The sequence below is a fragment of the Peptococcaceae bacterium genome (assembly GCA_024655825.1).
Taxonomy (GTDB): Bacteria; Bacillota; Peptococcia; order DRI-13; family PHAD01; genus JANLFJ01.
In genome coordinates this window covers 25,332-43,863 of sequence record JANLFJ010000002.1, presented here as the reverse complement: position 1 = coordinate 43,863, position 18,532 = coordinate 25,332, and the positions used below count along the sequence as shown (strand labels likewise).

The window sequence follows — 18,532 nt, the reverse complement described above, 5'->3', positions numbered from 1 at the left end:
CATGTACGATCAGGAAAGAGTGAGATGTGTGATTATGCGCGGGGGAACCAGCAAAGCGGTATTTTTCCATGAAAACGATTTGCCGTCAGATATAAAAGAGCGGGACAGCGTGATCCTGAAAGCTTTCGGGAGCCCGGACATTCGCCAGATCGACGGGTTGGGAGGAGCAAATTCGTCAACAAGCAAGGTTGCTGTTATCGGCGTGAGCAAGAGGCCTGATGCCGATATAGATTACACTTTCGGCCAGGTCAGCCTGGACCTTCCTTTGGTCGGCAAAGAAATGAACTGCGGCAACATCTCTTCCGCCGTAGGGCCTTTTGCCGTTGACGAAGGGCTGGTTAAAGCAGTGGAACCGGTAACGGTTGTAAGGATTTTCAATACGAACACTAAAAAAATAATTGTAGCCCATGTTCCGGTGAAGGACGGGAAAGCCGTGACCAAAGGGGATTATGAGATCCACGGAGTGCCGGGCACAGGAGCCAAAATTGACCTTGAGTTTGAAGACCCTGGCGGGGCGGCGACAGGCAAGCTGCTTCCCACGGGAGTTCCCCAGCAAGTGGTGGAAATTGAGGGAGCAAAATATAACATATCCATTGTTGACGCGGCAAACCCGATCGTCTTTATCAGGGCCGAGGAATTGGGGCTTAAGGGTACGGAACTGCCCTGGGAAGTGGAAAGAAAAGCGGACGCGAAACGGATCATGGCATTGGCTGAAAAAATAAGAGGAACGGCGGCGGAGATGATCGGGATGGTTGAAGATCGTTCCAAAGCGGCTACTCTTAGTCCCACTCTTCCCAAGATAGGCTTTTATGCTGCACCGGCAGAATATACGGACGCTACGGGAAGAGTTGTTGGCCCGGAGCAAATCGACATAGTCGGCCGGCTCTTTTCCATGGGCAAAATCATCCATGCTTATATGGGGACAGGCGCGGTGTGTACGATAACGGCCGCGAATATACCCGGCACGGTCATAAACGAGATAGTAAGCCCCAGGCTGGGAAATAAAGTGAAAAGGCTTCGCATCGGACACCCCTTTGGGATAATGACGGTTGAAGCCCGGCTGGAAGAAACAGACGGGGTGTCTCGCGTGAAAAGTGCCACGTTCAGCCGGACCGCAAGGCGCATAATGGAAGGATGGGTATACATTCAGAAGTAAACGTACCAGGTGCTTTTAACAATGCGGTATTGGAGGGGTTTTTGATGGATGATCCGGGAATGAGCCTCTCGGAGAAACTGGCGGGTTTTGTTGCCGGCACGGATTTTGACGATATTCCGGCAAATATAGCCTCCTATACAAAGGAGCGCGTTCTGGACATCATGGCGGCCTGCATAGCGGGTTCACGCGGCTGGGAATATGGCGCCGAACTGGTCAAAGGCTTAAAAGACGTAGCTATGGGTTTTTCGACGGTCATTGGGCGAAGCGAACGTTTATCCTGCCCTGCCGCCGCCATGGTTAATTCCGCTTTCGGCCATGCGGTGGAATTGGACGACGGGCATAAAAACGCGGGAGTTCATGCCGGTACGGTGGTTGTGCCGGCCGCTCTCGCCGTAGGCGAAGCGCTGCGCTCTACCGGCAAGGATGTTCTCGCTTCAATCGTTCTTGGGTATGATATCGTTTACCGTATCGCGCGAAGCGTTAATCCCGCCCAGATCAAAAAGGGGTTCCATCCCAGCGCCACCTGCGGGACGTTTGGCGCGGCCGCGGCAGCCGCCAGTCTGCTGGGTCTTGATGATAAACAAACTGCAGCCGCGCTTGGGCTTTCGGGGATGCAGGCAGCGGGCCTGATGGAGGCAACCCTTTCCGGTCAGGCTTCCAAGTGCGTGATGGTTGGTCATGCCGCTTTTGCCGGCATTGTTTCCGCCTGGCTGGCCAAAGAGGGTCTGGTCGGTCCCAGGTCCATCTTAGAAGGGCAATACGGCATTTTCAACACCATGTCGGAAGAAGTGGATTGTGTAAGCGCTGCCGGGGACCTGGGCAAAAGGTTTGAAATTGTCGATACATATACCAAGCTTTATCCCACCTGCCGCCACATCCACCCGGTCATCGAAAGCATTGCCGCCCTGAAGGAAGAATGCGGTTTTTCGGCGGAAGATGTATCCAGGGTGGCCGTGGGGACCCATGAGGTTGCAATGAACCTGACCGGGCACATTTATGAGCCGGAAGATTCCGCGAGAGCGCGTTTCAGCATACCTTTCATCAGCGCGGTTGTTTTACGGGAAGGATCAGTCGGCATGCGGCACCTGGAACCAAGGTATTTATCCGATCCGGATTTAAAGAAAACAGCCCGGCTGGTTGAAGTAACGGTAGACGAGGAAGTCAACAGGATGTTTCCGGGTAAAAGGGGCGCCCGGGTGGAAGTTTTTCTTAAAGACGGGACAAGGCTTGAAAAGACCATTTATGTTTTGAAGGGTTCGCCTGAAATGCCGGTGGGTTGGGATATCATTTGCCAGAAATTTTTCGAGTGCGCTTCCGGATTAATGCCCGAAAAAAATATCTTCCGGCTAGTTGAAGCGATTGAAAGAATCGAGGAGCTGGAAGACGTATCCCGGCTTATGGAGCTGCTTGTCAACTGATTCAGAAAAGAGAGGACCTCCATTGGCGGTAATGAATATAGCTTTTCTAATGCTCTTAGGCTCTATTGGTTATTTGGCGTTTTTCGTCTTTTCTTTGCCGGCGCCTGCATTACTGGGGACGCTCGCCATAGTTGGCACGGCAAATCTGCTGGGCGTTATTCCCGTGTCGCCCCCGCCTCCGCAGTTTAATATTATAATGCAAATGCTTTTGGGACTGTTTGTCGGAGCAAAGATTACCCCCGGTGTTTATAACGAGATCAAAAAGATAATTTTGCCCGCCGGGTTTATGTCGTTATGGGCTTTAAGCATTGGGCTGGGGGTGGGTTATCTGCTTTCGCTCATTACCGGAATGGATATCAGCACTGCTGTTTTAGGGGCAAGCCCGGCTGGACTTGCTGAAATGAGCATTGTGGCCTTATCCGTTGGAGCCGATGTGGGCAGCGTTTCTTTTCTTCAGGTGTACAGGTTAATGCTGACTTTGCTCATATTTCCCTTTTTAGCAAGGCGAAGCAAGACCGGCGGGAAAAAACAAACCGTTCGCCCGAGCTTGAAGGACCGTATCTATAGTTGTTATAAAGAACAGTTTTCATACGCTTACCTAAAATTTATTATAAAAGACTTGACCAAATTAAAATCCGGGAGGGTCATTTTCGCTGTTGCCGTCGCTGTCGCCGGGGGCCTGCTGGGGGAGTTTTTATCCTTGCCGGCCGGAGGGATGCTGGGGGCCTTGTTTGCAGTATCAGCGGTATCTCTTGGAGGGGTTCCGCTGGAAACTCCCCCGGTGCCTGTCCATAGAATTATGCAGATTGGCATAGGAGTAATGATAGGTTTCAATATCACTCATGAAACAATTTTTCTTTTCCGTGAAATGCTAGTACCTATTTCTGTTCTTTCTTTTTTTGTATTATCCACATCATTAATTATGGCTTGGGTTATTAAAAAAACGACCGGATGGGATAATACGGCCTGTCTGATAGCGGCAGCTCCATCTGGATTCACGCCAATGACCATTCTGGCTTATGAACTTGGCGCCAAGCCGCTGGAGGTTACGCTGCTGCATTTGACCAGGCTCCTGACTATCAAAATATTAATTCCGTTTATCGTTAAATTAATGTAAATTATTAAAATGGGAGTGAAGTGACATGCAAACCCCTAAACAATGGTATTCTGAGGTTGTTGGCCGAAAGGTTGCAGAAGCGCTCAGGAAGAATAATTTTCATGCCGAATATGTCGCCACCAAGGAAGAAGCCCGGCAAAGAGCCTTCGCCATAATTGGCGACAGCCGCAGCATAGGCGTTGGCGGTTCTATGACAATAAGGGAACTGGGGATCATTGAGCAGCTGGAAAAGGAAGGCAGGGAAATTTTGGACGCAACTCTACCCGGGTTTAAACCGGAAGAAGATATTTTGATTCGTCACCGTCAGTTGACCTGTGACTGCTTTTTATGCAGCACCAATGCTGTGACCCTGGACGGCAAGCTGGTAAACGTGGACAGTACCGGCAACCGTGTTGGAGCAATGGCTTTTGGTCCACGAAAGGTAGTTGTCATAGCGGGGATCAATAAAGTTGTTAAAGACATCGAAGCCGCTTTGGAAAGGATAGAAATGTACGTGGCGCCGTTGAACAACAAACGAATGAATAAGCCTAATCCTTGCACCCAAAGCGGCATATGCCAGGATTGCCCGAACGGCACCCGGATATGCAATATTACCACCATAATAAGGAAGAACCCCCCGCGGTCAAACATCAACGTGCTCATTGTTGGTGAAGAACTGGGCTACTAGGTCGGTAGACCTTTATTAAGTCCGCTATTCGCTGCCGGGCTTGCGAATCAGGGAGAATTTGTACTTGTCTCCCCGGTAGATAGTAGTTTTATACTCCAGGGGACGGTCATCGTGGGAATAGATTATGGATTCGGCAATGAGAATGGGATTTCCCTTTTTAATTTTTAAGATGTTGGAAATGTACGCATCGGCAATCGAGGCCTCAAAAGTCTGGTTTATTACCCCCAGAGTGATCTGGGGTATTTCTTTGTACAGGTCAAATGTTGTGAAAGAACGGTTTTCGCTTGCGGCTCTCTGGGCCAGTTCTTGCATCTTGATGCCGAGTTCGTAGCTGAAAAAACTGGTATAAAAGGACATGGGCATATCATCGCCCAGCCCCAGGAGGGCCATTTCCACCAGGTTTTCCGAAAGCGGAACATTCAGTATTTTGCTGAGATGATAGGAGTTGGGTATCACTTTGCCTTCTATGTACATGGTTCGCGGCTTCATCCCTTTGCTGAGGATAAAGTGCTGGAAGGGAGTTATGGAGTAGAGGTCCTGTTCCACCTTCGTCCGGGAGACAAATGTGCCCTTGCCGTGGGAACGGTCAATCAAACCCTCATTGCTTAATTCGTTCAAGGCCTGCCGCACAGTTATGCGGCTGACCCCGTATCTTTCACAGAGTTCTCTTTCTGAGGGCAGTTTTTCTCCAGGCTTGAGCACACCGTCTTTTATTTGGCCCGAAATGATATTTTTCAATTGCAGGTAGAGAGGAAGCGAATTGTTTTGCAGTTCGTGTTCCAGTTTTAACACCCTCCTTGTTCCTTTTTGTGTTTATGGGTGATGAGAGATCATAACCACTTCGCTTATTACAATACCACTTTACTAAACCTTTCGCAAGAGTTGCTCTAACGACTGTAAGTTAGCTGAAGGTAAAAAGATTTAAGCTATAAACGGCGGTTAAAGTTTATAATCAGATAAATGTAATGTATAATTTAAAAAAAATATATTAAGTATTTACACGGGAGGAAAGATGGAAGTATAATATAGATAACATAACAAGATATAACATGATATAACAAATATGTGGAGGGGATAAAAGCTTTGACGATTCAGCTGCTGATTATTCTTGGCTATTTTGTTTTAACAGTGTTTATCGGCCTAATGGCCAGGGGCAAATCTACCTCGGCCGGTTCTTTTCATGGCGCGGGGCTTGGGGTCTTGATGTGCGTTGCCGCGGGGACCGGAGAGTGGCTGGGTGGAACGTCCACTACGGGAGTGTCCGAATACGGCTATATGTTCGGTCTTTCAGGGGCATGGTACACAATTGCCAACGGTATAGGCATCGTTTTTTTGGCCGTCTTGTTTGCCAAACTCTACAGGAGCCTGGAAACGGTTACGATACCAGGGATTATTGAGAAGTATATCGGGGTAGAAGCCAGGGTTGTGTCCAGCATACTCTTAACTTTTGTCATGATCGCAGTTGGCACAGCGCAGGTCATTGCCGCCGGGACCCTTGGGGTAACCGTGCTGGGATTGAGGTACGAGACAGCCGTTGTTGTCCTGGGCCTGGGGTTTATCATCTATACCCTGGCGGGAGGCATGAATGCGGTAGGATACACGAATATCATGCACCTTATGGCCATGTACGGCGGCGTGATACTTGCAATTGTCCTGGTGGGGACCGGGAGCGGCGGAATTGGCGGTCTTGTTGCGGCGCTGCCCACAGAACCTTATTTCAACTGGTTCAGCATAGGGAAGGCCAAAGTGGCTTCCTGGGTGATCGCTTCCATCTTGGGGGCCTGTACCGCTCAAGCCGGTATTCAACCTATTTTGGCCGCCAGAGACGTAAATGTGGCCAGGAAGGCGGCTTTTATCACGGCCCTGGCGGTTGCTCCTTTCGGAATCCTGACAGCACTGCTGGGAATGGCGGCCAAAGCGCAGTTCCCGCAGCTGGCCAATGCGAAACTCGCCCTGCCGGTCCTGATGATGAATTTGCAGCCGGTTGCCGGAGGTATTGTGCTGGCTTCGATAATGGCGGCCATCCTTTCTACGGTCTCACCCATCATCCTGGCCTCCGGGACAATGATTACCAAGGACATCTACCAGCGGATCATTAAACCAGCTGCGACCGACAGGGAGCTGCTGTTCGTTTCAAGGCTCATGACCGGGATGGCAGGTGCAGTGTGCATCTTTTTGGCCGTCTTTCTTTATGGCGGCGCAAGAATACTGGACATGGTTTATTTTGCCTATACCATACGCGGGTCGCTGTTCGTGGTTCTGCTTTTGGGGATATATTGGCGCAGGACAACGCCCAAAGGCGCTCTTTGGGCGATGATTGTGACAAGCCTGGTTGGGTTTTTCTGGGTAGCATACAACGCCATTTATGGGTATTATCCGGTGCCGGGCCTCTCTGAGACTTATGCCTCCGTAGCGGTTGCCGCAGTAAGCACGGTGGTTTTAAGTATGATCACAGGACGGAAAAAAGGAGAACTCCATTTTGTAAGAACGGCGCCTATTAAGAACAAGGGAAACAAGAGTTATTAAGTTTAATTGGCAAATTTGGTAAAAGGAGAGGACAATTTGTGAAGAAAGAATTAAAATTCCTTTGCCCTAACGGGCACCTGGGTTTCGCACCTACCAAAGAAGGCAGTTTTTACCTGGGCGTGAAAGAAAACCCCGATTTTATTCTATGCGATTCAGGAAGCGACGACATCGGCCCGGTCCCGCTGGGAGCTGATATTTCCACCAGTCTAAAAGAAACCCAGATCCATGACCTGGAGCTGATGCTGGTAGAGTCGCGAAGGCTTGGAATTCCGATGATCGTTGGTTCCGCGGGGGATACCGGTACTAACAGCAGGGTCGATATGTATGTTAAGTTTATTGCCGAACTGGCCAAAAAACACAGGATTCCCAGGTTTAAAATCGGTTATTTTTATTCGGAAGTGGAAAAAGAATATGTATTAACCAAAATGAAAAATGGTGAAATCATTGAAGGATTAGATGGGCGGCATCCCCTGTCCAGGGATGAACTGGAGAAGACCGATCGCATTGTGGCGGTAGCCGGAGTACACCCGTATCTTAAACTTTTGGAAAGTGGAGCCGAGGTGATCATTGGCGGCCGGTCCAGCGACTGCGCAATATTCGCAGCTCCGGCCCTGCATCACGGTTTTTCTGCCGACCTGGCCTATTACCTGGGGAAAGTGCTGGAATGCGCTTCTTTTTGCGCGGAACCTTATGCCGGCAAGGAGTCGGTTCTGGGCATGATCAGCGAAAACGATGTCAAAGTAAAGGCAATGCATCCCCACCAGAGGTGCACAATTGCTTCCGTAGCCGGGCATGCCATGTATGAGCGGAGCAATCCATATTATGAATACGTGGCGGGAGGGATGCTGGACATGTCGAACTGCGTTTATGAGCAGTATGATGAAAAAACCTGCCGCATTACAGGCTCCAGGTTTTATCCCATCGAGGACAAAATCAAGGTAAAGCTGGAAGGTTCCGGCAAAGTGGGAGAGCGTTTCATAGGCATTGCCGGCATCCGCGATCCATATACGATTAAAAATATTGACAGGGTCGTTGAGTGGGCAAGAAGTCAGGTCCGAGAAAGATTTGGCGAAGGCGGTTACGAGTTGAGTTACCGGATATACGGCAAGAACGGCGTGATGGGGGACCTGGAGCCGGTGAAGAAAATCAGGTCACATGAACTGGGTATTGTTGTGGAAGGCATTGCTCCAACGAAGGAGATGGCCCGGGAATTAACCCTGATCGGCACACGCCAGATGTTTTACGCCCGGCTGCCAGAAGTCAAAGGAACGGCGGGAGCGGCAGCCTTTGTAGTGGATGAAGTTCTGGAGGCCACACCGGCTTACACGTGGACGATGAACCACGCCGTATGTGTTGATGATCCCCTGGAGCTGTTTAAAACCGGGATCATTGAAGCAGGTATTGAAGGGAGGGATTCTTGTGCCGACAAAAAAGCTGGCTGAACTTGCTAAAACCATCAGGAGCAAAAATGCCGGGACCGACAGGATCACGTTCGATATTATTTTCGGGGAAAAAGAAAATTACGAGTTGGTAAAAAAAAGCGATGTAATTAATAAACAACTGCTCTGCAAACTTTACGGCCTGGAAGAAAAAGACATCGCTGACCTTGTTGCGTTTGATCCTGCCCAGGCGATTAAATTTACCATTAATAGAAAGCGGCCAAGCGGGAGTCCCGGGGAAACCGATATTTTTGGCTGCCAGCAGTACCCGCCTCTTTTGGATATTGAGATACCTTTGACTTAAAACTGAGGAAGTCTTATTTTAAATTAAAAATATTTTAAATTACAGGAGGAATTTTAGCATTCACGTAGAAGTTTTACTTTGTAATAACATGTAATACCATTTACATCATGAGACTGCCGATGGAGCACGATTCCGCAGACAGTCCGGAATAAGCACCATATTCTGGGCTGTCTTTTTTGTACCTTTACATTCAGCATTTGCCGGTTATTTTATCAAGAAAGGGGTATAAATCCGGTGAAGGAAATGCCGTTGATAGGAGTCACATGCCATGCCGATACCGGAGGCGAGGAAGACATTTTTCCGGGAAGAGCCCTGCACTACATTGACCGGACATATTCAGACATTTTAATAAATAACGGAATGCTGCCTTTTTTGATACCCGTGAACGAGAACGAAGAATACATTACCCGGTTGTTGCAGGAGATAGACGGTTTGCTTTGCACCGGTGGAGGAAGGATTCCCGCCCGTATTTTAAACCAAAAAGAAATACCGGGATTGTCGGAAACGGCCCCCGACAGGTACCGTTTTGAAAAAAGGCTTTTCGAAAAAGTGTTAGAACTGGACCTGCCTGTTTTAGGGATGTGTCGGGGAATGCAGATGATGAATGAAGTAATGGGAGGCAGCCTTTACTTGAAGATTTCAGAAAACATCCCCGGTTCCCTGGAACATAACCAGGTTAAATTGGGCATAGGGCTTGAGGAACCTTATCATGACCTTACCGTTGAAAAGGAAAGTCACCTTGCCAGGATATTTGGGAAAACAGAACTCCGCGTTAACAGCTGGCACAGTCAGGCTGTCAAGGAATTGGGACAAGGATTCAGGGCGGTCGGCCGTTCCCGGGATCAGGTAATTGAGGCCATAGAAAGCGAGGTGAACAGTTTTGTTCTCTTGACCCAATTTCACCCGGAAATCCTGGTAAAGAAGGACGAAACCTGGAATAAACTATTTCAGGCATTCAAGCTCCGTGCCGCGCAAGCAAGAAAAAGAAAGGAGATGGAAAAATGAATATTACTATTGGCGGGATACCACTGGAAATTTTCTACCTCGTTGAACTCCTGTTGTTTATCATGCTTGTTTTTATAGTATTTAAACGGCCTATTTACGAAGCAATAGCTTTAGGCTTTCCTTTCACGATTATCATGACGCAGCGCTATGATTTGTTCTGGAAGTACCTGATTTATCCTACAACCAGTTCCCTGTTTTACATCATCGTCACCTTCCTGGTGCTGGCCCATATTCTCAACCAGACCAGGGTAGTTGAGAAGCTTATTAACCTTATTGTCGCCGTGTTCGGCGGGCTCCCCGGCGGCGCGGGCTATGTTTCGCTGCTGGGAAGCAGCGCCATGGCCATGATGTCGGGGACGGGGCCTGGAAACGTGGCAGCCACCGGGGTTTTCACGATCCCTGCTATGATTAAAACGGGATTTCCCAGGGCCCTGGCGGCAACGACAGAAATGTCCTGCAGCACCCTGGGCAACCAGATGGGTCCCGGTCTTAACCTGGTCGGTTTCGGGATTCTGGCTGCACTGTATCCCAACAAATACGAGCTTTCAACCTTCTGGCTGGCCCTCTGGGTGGTCGGGGCATGGCTCGTCATACAGAGAGCCATCTTCCTGTACGGTTTTGCTAAATACTACCATGTAGATCCAATTCCTAAGGCGGAAAGGCCTTCCTTTGGGCAGTCTTTAAAAGAGGGTTGGACTTCCCTGTTGATACCCGTTCTGATACTGCTGCCCTTGCTTATGGACTCTACGATGAAGCCGTTTGTTGTTTCTCGCCTGGGAGAAGCCGGGCAAAAGGTTTTTTCCGGTACGCTGTTGATGTTTGTGGCTGGCGTGGCCTGCATTTATGCCCTTTACATAGGCCGAAAAAACATTGAGGGTGGATTAAACTATTCCAGCTTGATGATTCTTTTCAAAAACACCTTAAAAGGCGTTGTGCCGGTATCGGCAACCATCTATTTCGCTTATGCCATTTCCGTGGTATTTAAGGAAATCGCCATGGAGCAGGCTGTCAAGCAGTGGTTTTTGAGCTTCGGACTGGGGCCTTTTGGTTGGGCTCTGCTGGTTGTAATTTTTACAGCGTTTTTGGGAATGGTTATGCCCGGTTCGGCCCAGGTTGCCATTCTAGGCGGTGCCATCATTTCGACGGGAGCCGCGGTAGGTCTTGACCCCTTCGTCGTAGCGGCGGTAATGCCGGCAATTACCGGATGCATGGAGGGGATGACACCGCCGATGGCCTTGTGCATGTATGCGGCCATGGGCATTGCCAAATCGGGATTTAAGGAAACGGCCAAATTAGGGTATGTCTGGATAGCGGGACATGCTGTGATGAGCGTGATCCTGCTGCTCGGCATTTTACCTCTGTTCGTGCATTAAGGAAGGAGGTATCCGGATATGAAACAGCAAATCCACGCCTTTTTAGTGACTGTCTATGCCGTCGCGGTAGCCGTGGCCGTCCTGGCCGGAGCTATGGTTGCGGTTTTATTCCTTGCCGCCTTTATTGTTGATGGAACTGCGGCGGCCGTGATTTCCAACTTTAACATGCAGGTAATGAATTTCAGTAAAAAATTAGCCTGTTATGCCATCCTGTTCGGCTTAATCGACTTTTATATGATGAAAGAACACCACTTGACAATTGATCAAAATGAGGAGGAAGAGACGGGGGAAGTTAATTCCGTTTCGGCCTAAAAGAATTGTTTTAAGCGTTATAAAAAAACAGCCCGGCTTTTTCCCGGGCTATTTTTTTGCATGGTTACTGTTTTCCAGGAGGATTTTTTAAAAAGACGTTGAATAAATATATTAAGTGGTAACAACCGGTATTAACACATTATTACCATATTAACAATACATTGTATAATACTTTAATGCTAAGGGGTGGTAAGGTATGGAGGCAGCATACCAGGTTGCCCCCGGAGGAAAAAGTGACCACGTGCGTGTTACCTGCGGCAACTGCGGCAAGTTACTGTTTAAGTTGGTGGGTACCGTTCCTGACAAGCCAGTGTTAAAACCTGCGCGGTACATTGAAATCAAATGCCATAACCGGGACTGTAAAATGATCAATCTCATAAGAATATAGAGGCTGCTGACTGGGCAACGACTTGGCCGACAGTCCAGAAGAGAGGGAATTCCTTAAGTTCTGGCTGTCTTTTCTTTTTATTTTAGTTTTTGTTCGACTTAAGACGAGGAGGTCTTATGAAAATTCGTTCGCTTACTGTGGTTGGAGGAGGTAACGGCGCGCATGCCCTGGCGGCTCTGGCATCCGCAAGGGGGCTGGAGGTAAGGATATGGGCCCCGCTCCCGGAAGAGGCGGAGCTTATCAGGCAGGGTACGGCACAGCAGGGAGGTATTAAGGCGGTAAGCGCGGAAGGACAGGTTTCCTTGGGCCTGCCTGCTCGTATCGACAGTGACCCCCAAAAGGTTATTCCGGGAAGCGAGGCGGTCGTGTTTGTGCTTCCGGCTTTTACCCACAAGCAGTTGTTTGCCAGGATGAGCGAGCACCTGTCACCGGGTACCATAGTGGGAGCAATTCCTTCGCGCAGCGGTTTTGAGTTTTTGGCCTGCAGCCTGGCGCCGCCCGGCGTCACTATTTTCGGGTTGCAGACGCTTCCCTGGGCTTGCCGAATTAAAGAATACGGCAAGCAGGTGGAGATACTGGGGACGAAAAACCAGGTCGCGGCGGCGTCCTTGCCGGCAAATCAAGCAGCTGTTCTCTGCGACGCTCTCCAGGATTTGCTTGGCCTTCCGGTGCTGCCTATGCCGAACATGCTGGCAGTTTCCCTGGCCAATATGGGCCAGGTAATCCATCCCGGGATAATGTACGGGTTATTTCGCCAATGGGACGGGCAGCCTTTCCCTGAAAACAGAATCCCCCTCTTTTACCAGGGCGTAACGGAAGAAATGTGCGGCATACTGGAAAGGCTCAGTTTTGAGATATTGGAGATTAAAGCCGTTCTGGAAAAAGATGGAGGGTTTGATCTGACAGGTGTCACCGGAATCCGGGAATGGATAATCAATTCTTACAGAGGGTCAATAGAAGACAGTTCAACTTTAATGAAGTGCTTTAATACCAATAAGGGTTACCGGGGATTAAAAGCTCCGGTTAGAAAACGGGGGAATGAGGGGTATGTGCCGGATTTCTCCAGCCGCTACCTGACGGAGGATGTCCCTTATGGGCTTGTTGTAAGCCGGGGCCTGGCCGAACTGGCAGGTGTGGCTACTCCGATGATGGATGAAGTTATTACCGCTGCCGGCAGGTGGATGGGGAAAGAGTACTTGGCAGGCGGTAAGCTGGAGGGCAAGGACCTGGGAGAAACCCCGATACCTCAGAATTACGGAATTGTGAACATGGACAGTTTATGCAGGATAGTATTTTGAATATTGTTTAGATAAAAATAAAATGGGGTGATTTGTTTTGAAAGAGCAGAAGAATGTGAAAAAAAGGAGGGTGTTAGCCGGTTCGATCGGCGATTGCGTTCATTCCCTCGGCGTGGAAACTTTTGCGGAGTGGATGGAGGACAAAGGGGTGGGTTATGTCGCGGTCAAGCTGGGACCTGCAGTGCAGATCGACGACCTGATTAACAAGATCAGGGAGTCGCGCCCCGAAGTGGTGGGTGTATCATTCAGGCTGGGAGACCTTCACCTTGATAAAATGATCAGGGAATTCATGGAAAAAGCCATCAAACACGGACTTCATTCGAAGGAGAGCGGGATTCGCTATACCTTTGGGGGGTTGAGGCCGGCGGCCAACCTGGTGCGGGCTATGACCGGCGTTCCGGTGCTGCCTGACAAATTCTCCTCGGAAGAGGAACGCAATTACGACCTGGAGGCTATTGCCAGGGAATACGAGAAACGGGCTGAGTTTAAAAACTTTTTTGAAATGATCGTTGATGATTTTGTTACCATGGAAGAACTGGAAGAATTTGCCGAAAAGAAAACAGGAGCCGCTGCCAGAAAAATTGAGTGGTCAGACGACCTGCTTCCAAGGATTAAACAGGTCCGCGAGCTGGAAAACCGTCCCATCATCAGGGCCCATATCGGTATCGCTTCGGAAAGCCTGGAACCGACCCTCGAAGACATTAAAAAAGTCTGCGAGGCTGAGGCTATTGAAATCGTCTCCCTGGCGCCGGACCAGCCGTCGCAGGCATTTTTGGCCAAGTTTATCCGGGGAGAAGAAAAGCCGGACAAGTATTTACGGGGCCAGGGCGGGGCACCCATCAGGACAAAAGAAGACTTGAAGGCTTTAAAAGAAGCCACCAAGTGCGGGAATTTCCCCATGACCCGCATTTATTCAGGTACCGACGAACTTCTCGAGCTGGCCAAATACTTTGAAGAGGCCTTCAATATGCCTTTTCCAGCTGTGCCTATCTTTTTTTACAACCAGCTGGACGGTCGAGGACCGCTGCCCATCAGGGAAGGCATCGATGAACACTTCGAGGTCATGCGCTGGTGGGCTTCAATTAATAAACCCCTGGAAATCAACGATCCCCATCAATGGCAATTGCGCAATTGTTCCGACGACATGTACGTGACCGACCATGTCATTGCCGGTGTTGTAGCGTTAAAGTGCGGGATAAAAAACTATGTGATGCAGTTGATGTTCGACCTGCCGCCGGAAATTGCTCCCTTGTGCGACCTGGCGAAAATGAAGGCGGCTTATGAGCTTATTGAGCCGCTGACCAGGTATTTTGATTACAACATTATCAGGGAAACAAGGGGCGGTTTGTCCAGCTTCCCGCCGAACCTGGATATGGCTAAGGGACACCTTGCCGTCTCCACCTACTGGCAGATGTATATGGAACCGGACATTGTGCACGTGGTCAGCTACCCGGAGGCCCACCATGAAGCGAGGGCCAAGGATATTATCGAAAGCGCCGATATTGTCAAACAGGTGTTCAAGGATTTTTACAAGGGCGCACAGCCCGATGTCTGGAATGACCCCCGGGTTGTCGAAAGAAAGAGGGAACTGAAAAAGGGCGTCATGTACAACATGCTGCACCTGGCTATGATGGCAGGCTACGAAGGAAAGGTAAATCTGGATAATTATGAACTATATGCGGTGAGCGAAGAAGAAGCGGGAGAACGGGGGCATGACCAGGATAAGAATTATGCTTCCCTGCTCCTGGATCTCATTGATGAGGAAAACTACCCGACAAAAACATGCGCCCTGATCAGCGCCGATAACCTTGACCTTGCTCTTCAGATCGGCCTCTTCCAGGCTCCACAGATAACAGTTGTCGATAAGCGCTACGAACTGACCGGGAAGTGCCGCACCAAGATAGTAAACGGCGCCTGCAAGATCGACGAATTTGACGGGATCAAGGTCAAAGACGAGATTCACCGGGTGGACCTGGTGAGGCAGAGATTTCCCTGGTATTTCTTCAAGGATGTTTCCATGGCCAATGATGAGTCTTACATAACGGAACTGGAAGAAAAGATCGAAAGCGACACGGTGGCAAAATTCAGGGAAGAGCTGGGAATTAAGGATTTGGAAGACAAGTGGGTACTGGCCGTGGACTTTGGGAGCACTTATACCAAAATAGCCGTGTTTAACACTTCTTCCGAGGAGGTTGACTTGAAATACGTGCCCACCACGCCCAATGACATCCGGATTGGACTGGCCAACGGGCTCGGCTGCCTGGCGGAGTGCGAGGCCCAGGGAAGCTGGGAACCTTTGAAAAAAGCCATGGACAGGTTTGAGGTCAAGCTTCCCTGCAGCAGCGCCAAAGGCGGGCTGAAAATGGTCACGGTGGCTCTGTGCAAAGAAGAGAGCGGGTTTGCCGCCGACCTGGCTGCTCTTACGGCGGGAGCAAAGCTCTTGAATTCTTATGAAGGGAAATTGACAGAGGAAGATGTACGGACCATTTACGAAGTTGACCAGCCCGAAATCATACTGATTGCCGGCGGTGTGGACGACGGTGGAGATACGGAAACCCAGCTTCATAACGCCAGGATGCTGGCTGAAGGCTCCAGGCTGGCTGTCTACGCAAAGTACGGCGTTCCCGTGATATATGCCGGCAACAAGGACGCAGCCGGCAGGGTAAGGGAAATCTTTACCGCCAAAAGCGTCGATATCCGCATTACCGACAACGTGATGCCCGAAGTAAACAGGTTCAATATCGAAGCGGTCAACGAGGTAATCCGGGAGTTGTTCCAGACGATAATCATCAGGGGCAAGGGCTTTGACGTGGTCGAAGAATACATGAGCGCCAAATTCTTGCCCACGCCAAGAGCAGCCTTCCTGGGTATCAATCTCCTGGCCAAGGGTTACGGCAGCGAAGAAGGGCTTGGCAACATCGTGGCTCTTGATATCGGCGGCTGCACCACCGACTTTTTCGCCAACGTCAGGGAAAACCCGCTTTATGTTTTCCCCTATGACGACCCGAAAAGAAAAGTCAAGAGGACCATTTTGAAAACGCCTAATGCGCCGCTGGCTTACCGCCGTGTGGAAGGGAAATATGGTCTTAGCTACAACGCCGAAAATCTCCTGGAACTAGAAAAATTCAAGAGCGGCAAGATGGAAAAAGAACTGGCCGCCTTTTTCCGGGCCAAGTTTCCCGGGTTTAAACCGGGCAAAGACCACTTCGGAAGCTTCTTCAAGATGGCGGAAGAAGGCCTTACGCTTGTCCTGGAACCGTACCTCAAGTGGATTCACGCCAATCCTCACCACTTGCCGGAGACCAGGGAAGAGACAGCCGTTCGCTCCTGCCTGGCGAGAGAAATAATGGCTGTAGCCACCCGCAACAATGTGGGTTACGTCAAGGAAACGGACACCTATTTCCTGCAGTACGGGGTCAACTTTTATACGAATAAGACAAACCTGCTGCTCATCGGCGGGACCATATACCATAAATGCAAAGAGGGACTGGCCTATAACCTGGAAGACCTTAAGCTGATCACCGAGGGAGCCCTCTTTACCGATGACGAATACACGGTGCTGCGACCCAACGGCCAGGTTCTCCTGGATGCCTCTTACCTTGTTTCGACAGTTGGTGGTCTTTACGGCAGGCTTGATCCGGAAAGGGCCATCCGCATACTGAAAAAGAACTTAAAGAAATTGGAAGAATGAATACATAAACAGACGAAAAAATAATCATGCTAGTAAAGGACCACTATTACAAAAAGGAGGAATGAATATGCAGCCGCAGGAGTATAATCCCCAAGCAATGCATAACCAGCAGCAGGCCGGACTGCAAAACAGGATGCCTGAACCGCCGCAGGTCATCACCACCAAAGACCACCAGTATTTGACGGATGCTCTTTCCTGGGAGCTTGGCGTGATCAAAAAGTTTAATCGTTTCGCGCAGGAAACCCAGGACGCCAAGGCAAAAAACCTGATGAGAAAAGCGGTCCAGGTTCATCAAAAACATTACGGCATCCTGTTGAAACATCTTAATCCCGCAAATTCAGCCGCCAAATTAAAACAGTAAGGAGAGAGCGATATGCAACAGCAGCAGCCCAATGTAATTCAAAACCCCAAAATGCCGGGGGAACCTCAGGCCAAAGGACCGGAAATGACCGACCAGGACAGGCTCAATGATTGCCTGAGCACGGAAAAATGGCTCACCGACAACTTTAACGTGATGGTCAGGGAAGCAAGCCACCGCGAGCTTTTCCAGGACCTGACGGTTATCCTCAATGAGACGCACCAGTGCGCCAGGGAGTTTTTTAACGTCATGTTCGAAGGAGGTTACTATAAACTGGAAGTCGAGGACCAGCAAAAAATACAGCAATCCCAGCAGCAGTACCAACAATACGCCCAGACCCAGTTTCCCCAAGGACAGCTGACAATGTAAAGGCCATGTGTACTGTAAAAATAAGAAGGGAGCTTATTGATGATAAGTTCCCTTCTTTTGCTTTTTTTGCTATAAACACACCTGTATATTAATAAATTCCTCTCATATACTAGTTTTGCGAAAGGAGCTGGTGCTTTTGACCGAACCGATTTCAATAGGAACAAGTACCATGCCCGGCCTCTTATACACAAGGCTCATGGATAAACTCGGCTGCCTGCAAAAAGAAGGTTTTCCCTTGAATATTGGCGTGGATAAAATAGGAGAATTCACTTTTATGGATTGCCGTCTCCAGGAACGGCAGGGCAAAAACAATAAAGAGGCTTTCGATTTAATCAAAAACTCAATTGCCAGCTGCCTGGCGGACATTATCGTGGAAGAGTGGGAAGCCAGGATTATCAGGAGAATTGTGCGGGTGAACTACTTTTATTATAACGACGAAGAGAAGCAGGCCATTCTGAACAAGGCCAGGGAGGTCCTTAACCCCGGCGGGTACGATTCATTTCAAATCCGGCAGCGCAAAGAAAAGGTGATGGAAAAAATCCTGGGTTATTTTGAAATTCATAAAGATTTAATACTGGAAGGTTTTATAAATTTTCGTCTCAAGGAATACCAGAACGAACTGGAGGAAATTGTAAATTCAGCCGTTGACGAATTCATGCTGGAAAAGGAGTACATGGAATTTATTCGGCTATTAAAATATTTTGTGGAGATCCAGGAACCACGGGTTGATAAGATAAAAATTATTTTTAAAAAAAATGGTAAATTCATGATGCTTGATGCCCATGACAGGCCGTTTATCCACGAGTGCCTGAACGGTTTAATGGTGGATTTACTTGAAAACGACATCAATTATGACGATCTGCTGATTAGTGCGCTTATAACCCTGGCCCCTCGCAAAGTTGAACTGCACCTGGAAGAAGGAGTGGAACCGGGTGACACCATAAGAACAATTCTCAATGTTTTTGGCCGGAAGGCGACCCAATGCGGCGGCTGCCGGCACTGCAGGCCCGACTGGGAAGAGTAGGCCAGCTTGCTTCAACTGCAGGCTGGTTTTGCTTTTAAATTTCTAAAGGCTTGCTTGTTCCGGTGTTCTCTGGTATTTTGACATAGG

At 49.3% G+C, this 18,532-nt stretch carries 17 protein-coding genes; 16 read left to right on the top strand and 1 reads right to left on the bottom strand.

Features of this window, described 5'->3' with window-relative positions:
- Position 1 precedes the first annotated feature (1 nt).
- The 4 genes from NUV48_01140 to NUV48_01125 are packed head-to-tail and all read left to right on the top strand — an operon-like array spanning position 2 to position 4,358.
- Positions 2–1,156 (top strand): 3-methylitaconate isomerase, encoded by a 1,155-nt coding sequence (locus NUV48_01140; protein ID MCR4440742.1) that lies wholly within the window; start codon positions 2–4, stop codon positions 1,154–1,156.
- Positions 1,157–1,200: 44 nt separating this feature from the next.
- Positions 1,201–2,574: an MmgE/PrpD family protein gene (locus NUV48_01135; GenBank protein ID MCR4440741.1), complete on the top strand. Its 1,374-nt coding sequence runs from the start codon at positions 1,201–1,203 to the stop codon at positions 2,572–2,574.
- A gap of 31 nt (positions 2,575–2,605) precedes the next feature.
- Positions 2,606–3,691, top strand: coding sequence for an AbrB family transcriptional regulator (locus NUV48_01130; protein ID MCR4440740.1), 1,086 nt, complete (start codon positions 2,606–2,608; stop codon positions 3,689–3,691).
- Positions 3,692–3,716: 25 nt separating this feature from the next.
- Positions 3,717–4,358 carry a lactate utilization protein gene (locus NUV48_01125; protein ID MCR4440739.1) on the top strand — a complete coding sequence of 214 codons (642 nt, stop codon included), beginning with the start codon at positions 3,717–3,719 and terminating at the stop codon, positions 4,356–4,358.
- Positions 4,359–4,382: 24 nt separating this feature from the next.
- Here NUV48_01125 and NUV48_01120 read toward each other — a convergent pair whose 3' ends face one another.
- A complete protein-coding gene (locus NUV48_01120; protein MCR4440738.1) occupies positions 4,383–5,150 on the bottom strand; it encodes a GntR family transcriptional regulator in 768 nt (255 codons plus the stop codon).
- A gap of 291 nt (positions 5,151–5,441) precedes the next feature.
- Here NUV48_01120 and NUV48_01115 point away from each other — a divergent pair, with 291 nt between their 5' ends.
- From NUV48_01115 to ytxC, 12 genes are all read left to right on the top strand, one after another.
- The gene (locus NUV48_01115) at positions 5,442–6,884 is read left to right on the top strand and encodes a sodium:solute symporter family protein (GenBank protein MCR4440737.1); all 1,443 of its coding nucleotides are present in this window, start codon (positions 5,442–5,444) and stop codon (positions 6,882–6,884) included.
- Between the two features lie 38 nt (positions 6,885–6,922).
- Positions 6,923–8,326 carry a DUF1446 domain-containing protein gene (locus NUV48_01110; protein MCR4440736.1) on the top strand — a complete coding sequence of 468 codons (1,404 nt, stop codon included), beginning with the start codon at positions 6,923–6,925 and terminating at the stop codon, positions 8,324–8,326.
- Positions 8,304–8,627 carry a DUF4387 domain-containing protein gene (locus tag NUV48_01105; GenBank protein ID MCR4440735.1) on the top strand — a complete coding sequence of 108 codons (324 nt, stop codon included), beginning with the start codon at positions 8,304–8,306 and terminating at the stop codon, positions 8,625–8,627. Before NUV48_01110 ends, NUV48_01105 begins: the two co-directional genes overlap by 23 nt.
- 243 nt (positions 8,628–8,870) lie before the next feature.
- Positions 8,871–9,632, top strand: coding sequence for a gamma-glutamyl-gamma-aminobutyrate hydrolase family protein (locus NUV48_01100; protein MCR4440734.1), 762 nt, complete (start codon positions 8,871–8,873; stop codon positions 9,630–9,632).
- Positions 9,629–11,005, top strand: a complete 1,377-nt coding sequence (locus NUV48_01095; GenBank protein ID MCR4440733.1) for a TRAP transporter permease — start codon at positions 9,629–9,631, stop codon at positions 11,003–11,005. The genes NUV48_01100 and NUV48_01095 overlap by 4 nt, the downstream gene beginning before the upstream one ends.
- 18 nt (positions 11,006–11,023) lie before the next feature.
- On the top strand, positions 11,024–11,317 hold the full coding sequence (locus NUV48_01090; protein MCR4440732.1) for a hypothetical protein: 294 nt from the start codon (positions 11,024–11,026) through the stop codon (positions 11,315–11,317).
- A gap of 196 nt (positions 11,318–11,513) precedes the next feature.
- Positions 11,514–11,705, top strand: coding sequence for a hypothetical protein (locus tag NUV48_01085; protein MCR4440731.1), 192 nt, complete (start codon positions 11,514–11,516; stop codon positions 11,703–11,705).
- Between the two features lie 116 nt (positions 11,706–11,821).
- On the top strand, positions 11,822–13,003 hold the full coding sequence (locus tag NUV48_01080) for an NAD/NADP octopine/nopaline dehydrogenase family protein (GenBank protein MCR4440730.1): 1,182 nt from the start codon (positions 11,822–11,824) through the stop codon (positions 13,001–13,003).
- A gap of 37 nt (positions 13,004–13,040) precedes the next feature.
- Positions 13,041–16,694 carry a glutamate mutase L gene (locus tag NUV48_01075; protein ID MCR4440729.1) on the top strand — a complete coding sequence of 1,218 codons (3,654 nt, stop codon included), beginning with the start codon at positions 13,041–13,043 and terminating at the stop codon, positions 16,692–16,694.
- A gap of 67 nt (positions 16,695–16,761) precedes the next feature.
- Positions 16,762–17,055 (top strand): hypothetical protein, encoded by a 294-nt coding sequence (locus NUV48_01070; protein MCR4440728.1) that lies wholly within the window; start codon positions 16,762–16,764, stop codon positions 17,053–17,055.
- Between the two features lie 12 nt (positions 17,056–17,067).
- Entirely contained in the window at positions 17,068–17,421 is a 354-nt protein-coding gene (locus tag NUV48_01065; GenBank protein MCR4440727.1) for a spore coat protein, read from the top strand.
- Between the two features lie 136 nt (positions 17,422–17,557).
- Positions 17,558–18,445 (top strand): putative sporulation protein YtxC, encoded by an 888-nt coding sequence (gene ytxC, locus NUV48_01060; GenBank protein MCR4440726.1) that lies wholly within the window; start codon positions 17,558–17,560, stop codon positions 18,443–18,445.
- Positions 18,446–18,532 lie beyond the last annotated feature (87 nt).

What these genes read in the sequence shown, in the direction of transcription:
- NUV48_01140 (MCR4440742.1), top strand. Translation starts at nt 2, where the DNA reads ATGTACGATCAGGAAAGAGTGAGATGTGTGATTATGCGCGGGGGAACC.
- NUV48_01135 (MCR4440741.1), top strand. Translation starts at nt 1,201, where the DNA reads ATGGATGATCCGGGAATGAGCCTCTCGGAGAAACTGGCGGGTTTTGTT.
- NUV48_01130 (MCR4440740.1), top strand. Translation starts at nt 2,606, where the DNA reads ATGAATATAGCTTTTCTAATGCTCTTAGGCTCTATTGGTTATTTGGCG.
- NUV48_01125 (MCR4440739.1), top strand. Translation starts at nt 3,717, where the DNA reads ATGCAAACCCCTAAACAATGGTATTCTGAGGTTGTTGGCCGAAAGGTT.
- NUV48_01100 (MCR4440734.1), top strand. Translation starts at nt 8,871, where the DNA reads ATGCCGTTGATAGGAGTCACATGCCATGCCGATACCGGAGGCGAGGAA.
- NUV48_01095 (MCR4440733.1), top strand. Translation starts at nt 9,629, where the DNA reads ATGAATATTACTATTGGCGGGATACCACTGGAAATTTTCTACCTCGTT.
- NUV48_01090 (MCR4440732.1), top strand. Translation starts at nt 11,024, where the DNA reads ATGAAACAGCAAATCCACGCCTTTTTAGTGACTGTCTATGCCGTCGCG.
- NUV48_01085 (MCR4440731.1), top strand. Translation starts at nt 11,514, where the DNA reads ATGGAGGCAGCATACCAGGTTGCCCCCGGAGGAAAAAGTGACCACGTG.
- NUV48_01080 (MCR4440730.1), top strand. Translation starts at nt 11,822, where the DNA reads ATGAAAATTCGTTCGCTTACTGTGGTTGGAGGAGGTAACGGCGCGCAT.
- NUV48_01070 (MCR4440728.1), top strand. Translation starts at nt 16,762, where the DNA reads ATGCAGCCGCAGGAGTATAATCCCCAAGCAATGCATAACCAGCAGCAG.
- NUV48_01065 (MCR4440727.1), top strand. Translation starts at nt 17,068, where the DNA reads ATGCAACAGCAGCAGCCCAATGTAATTCAAAACCCCAAAATGCCGGGG.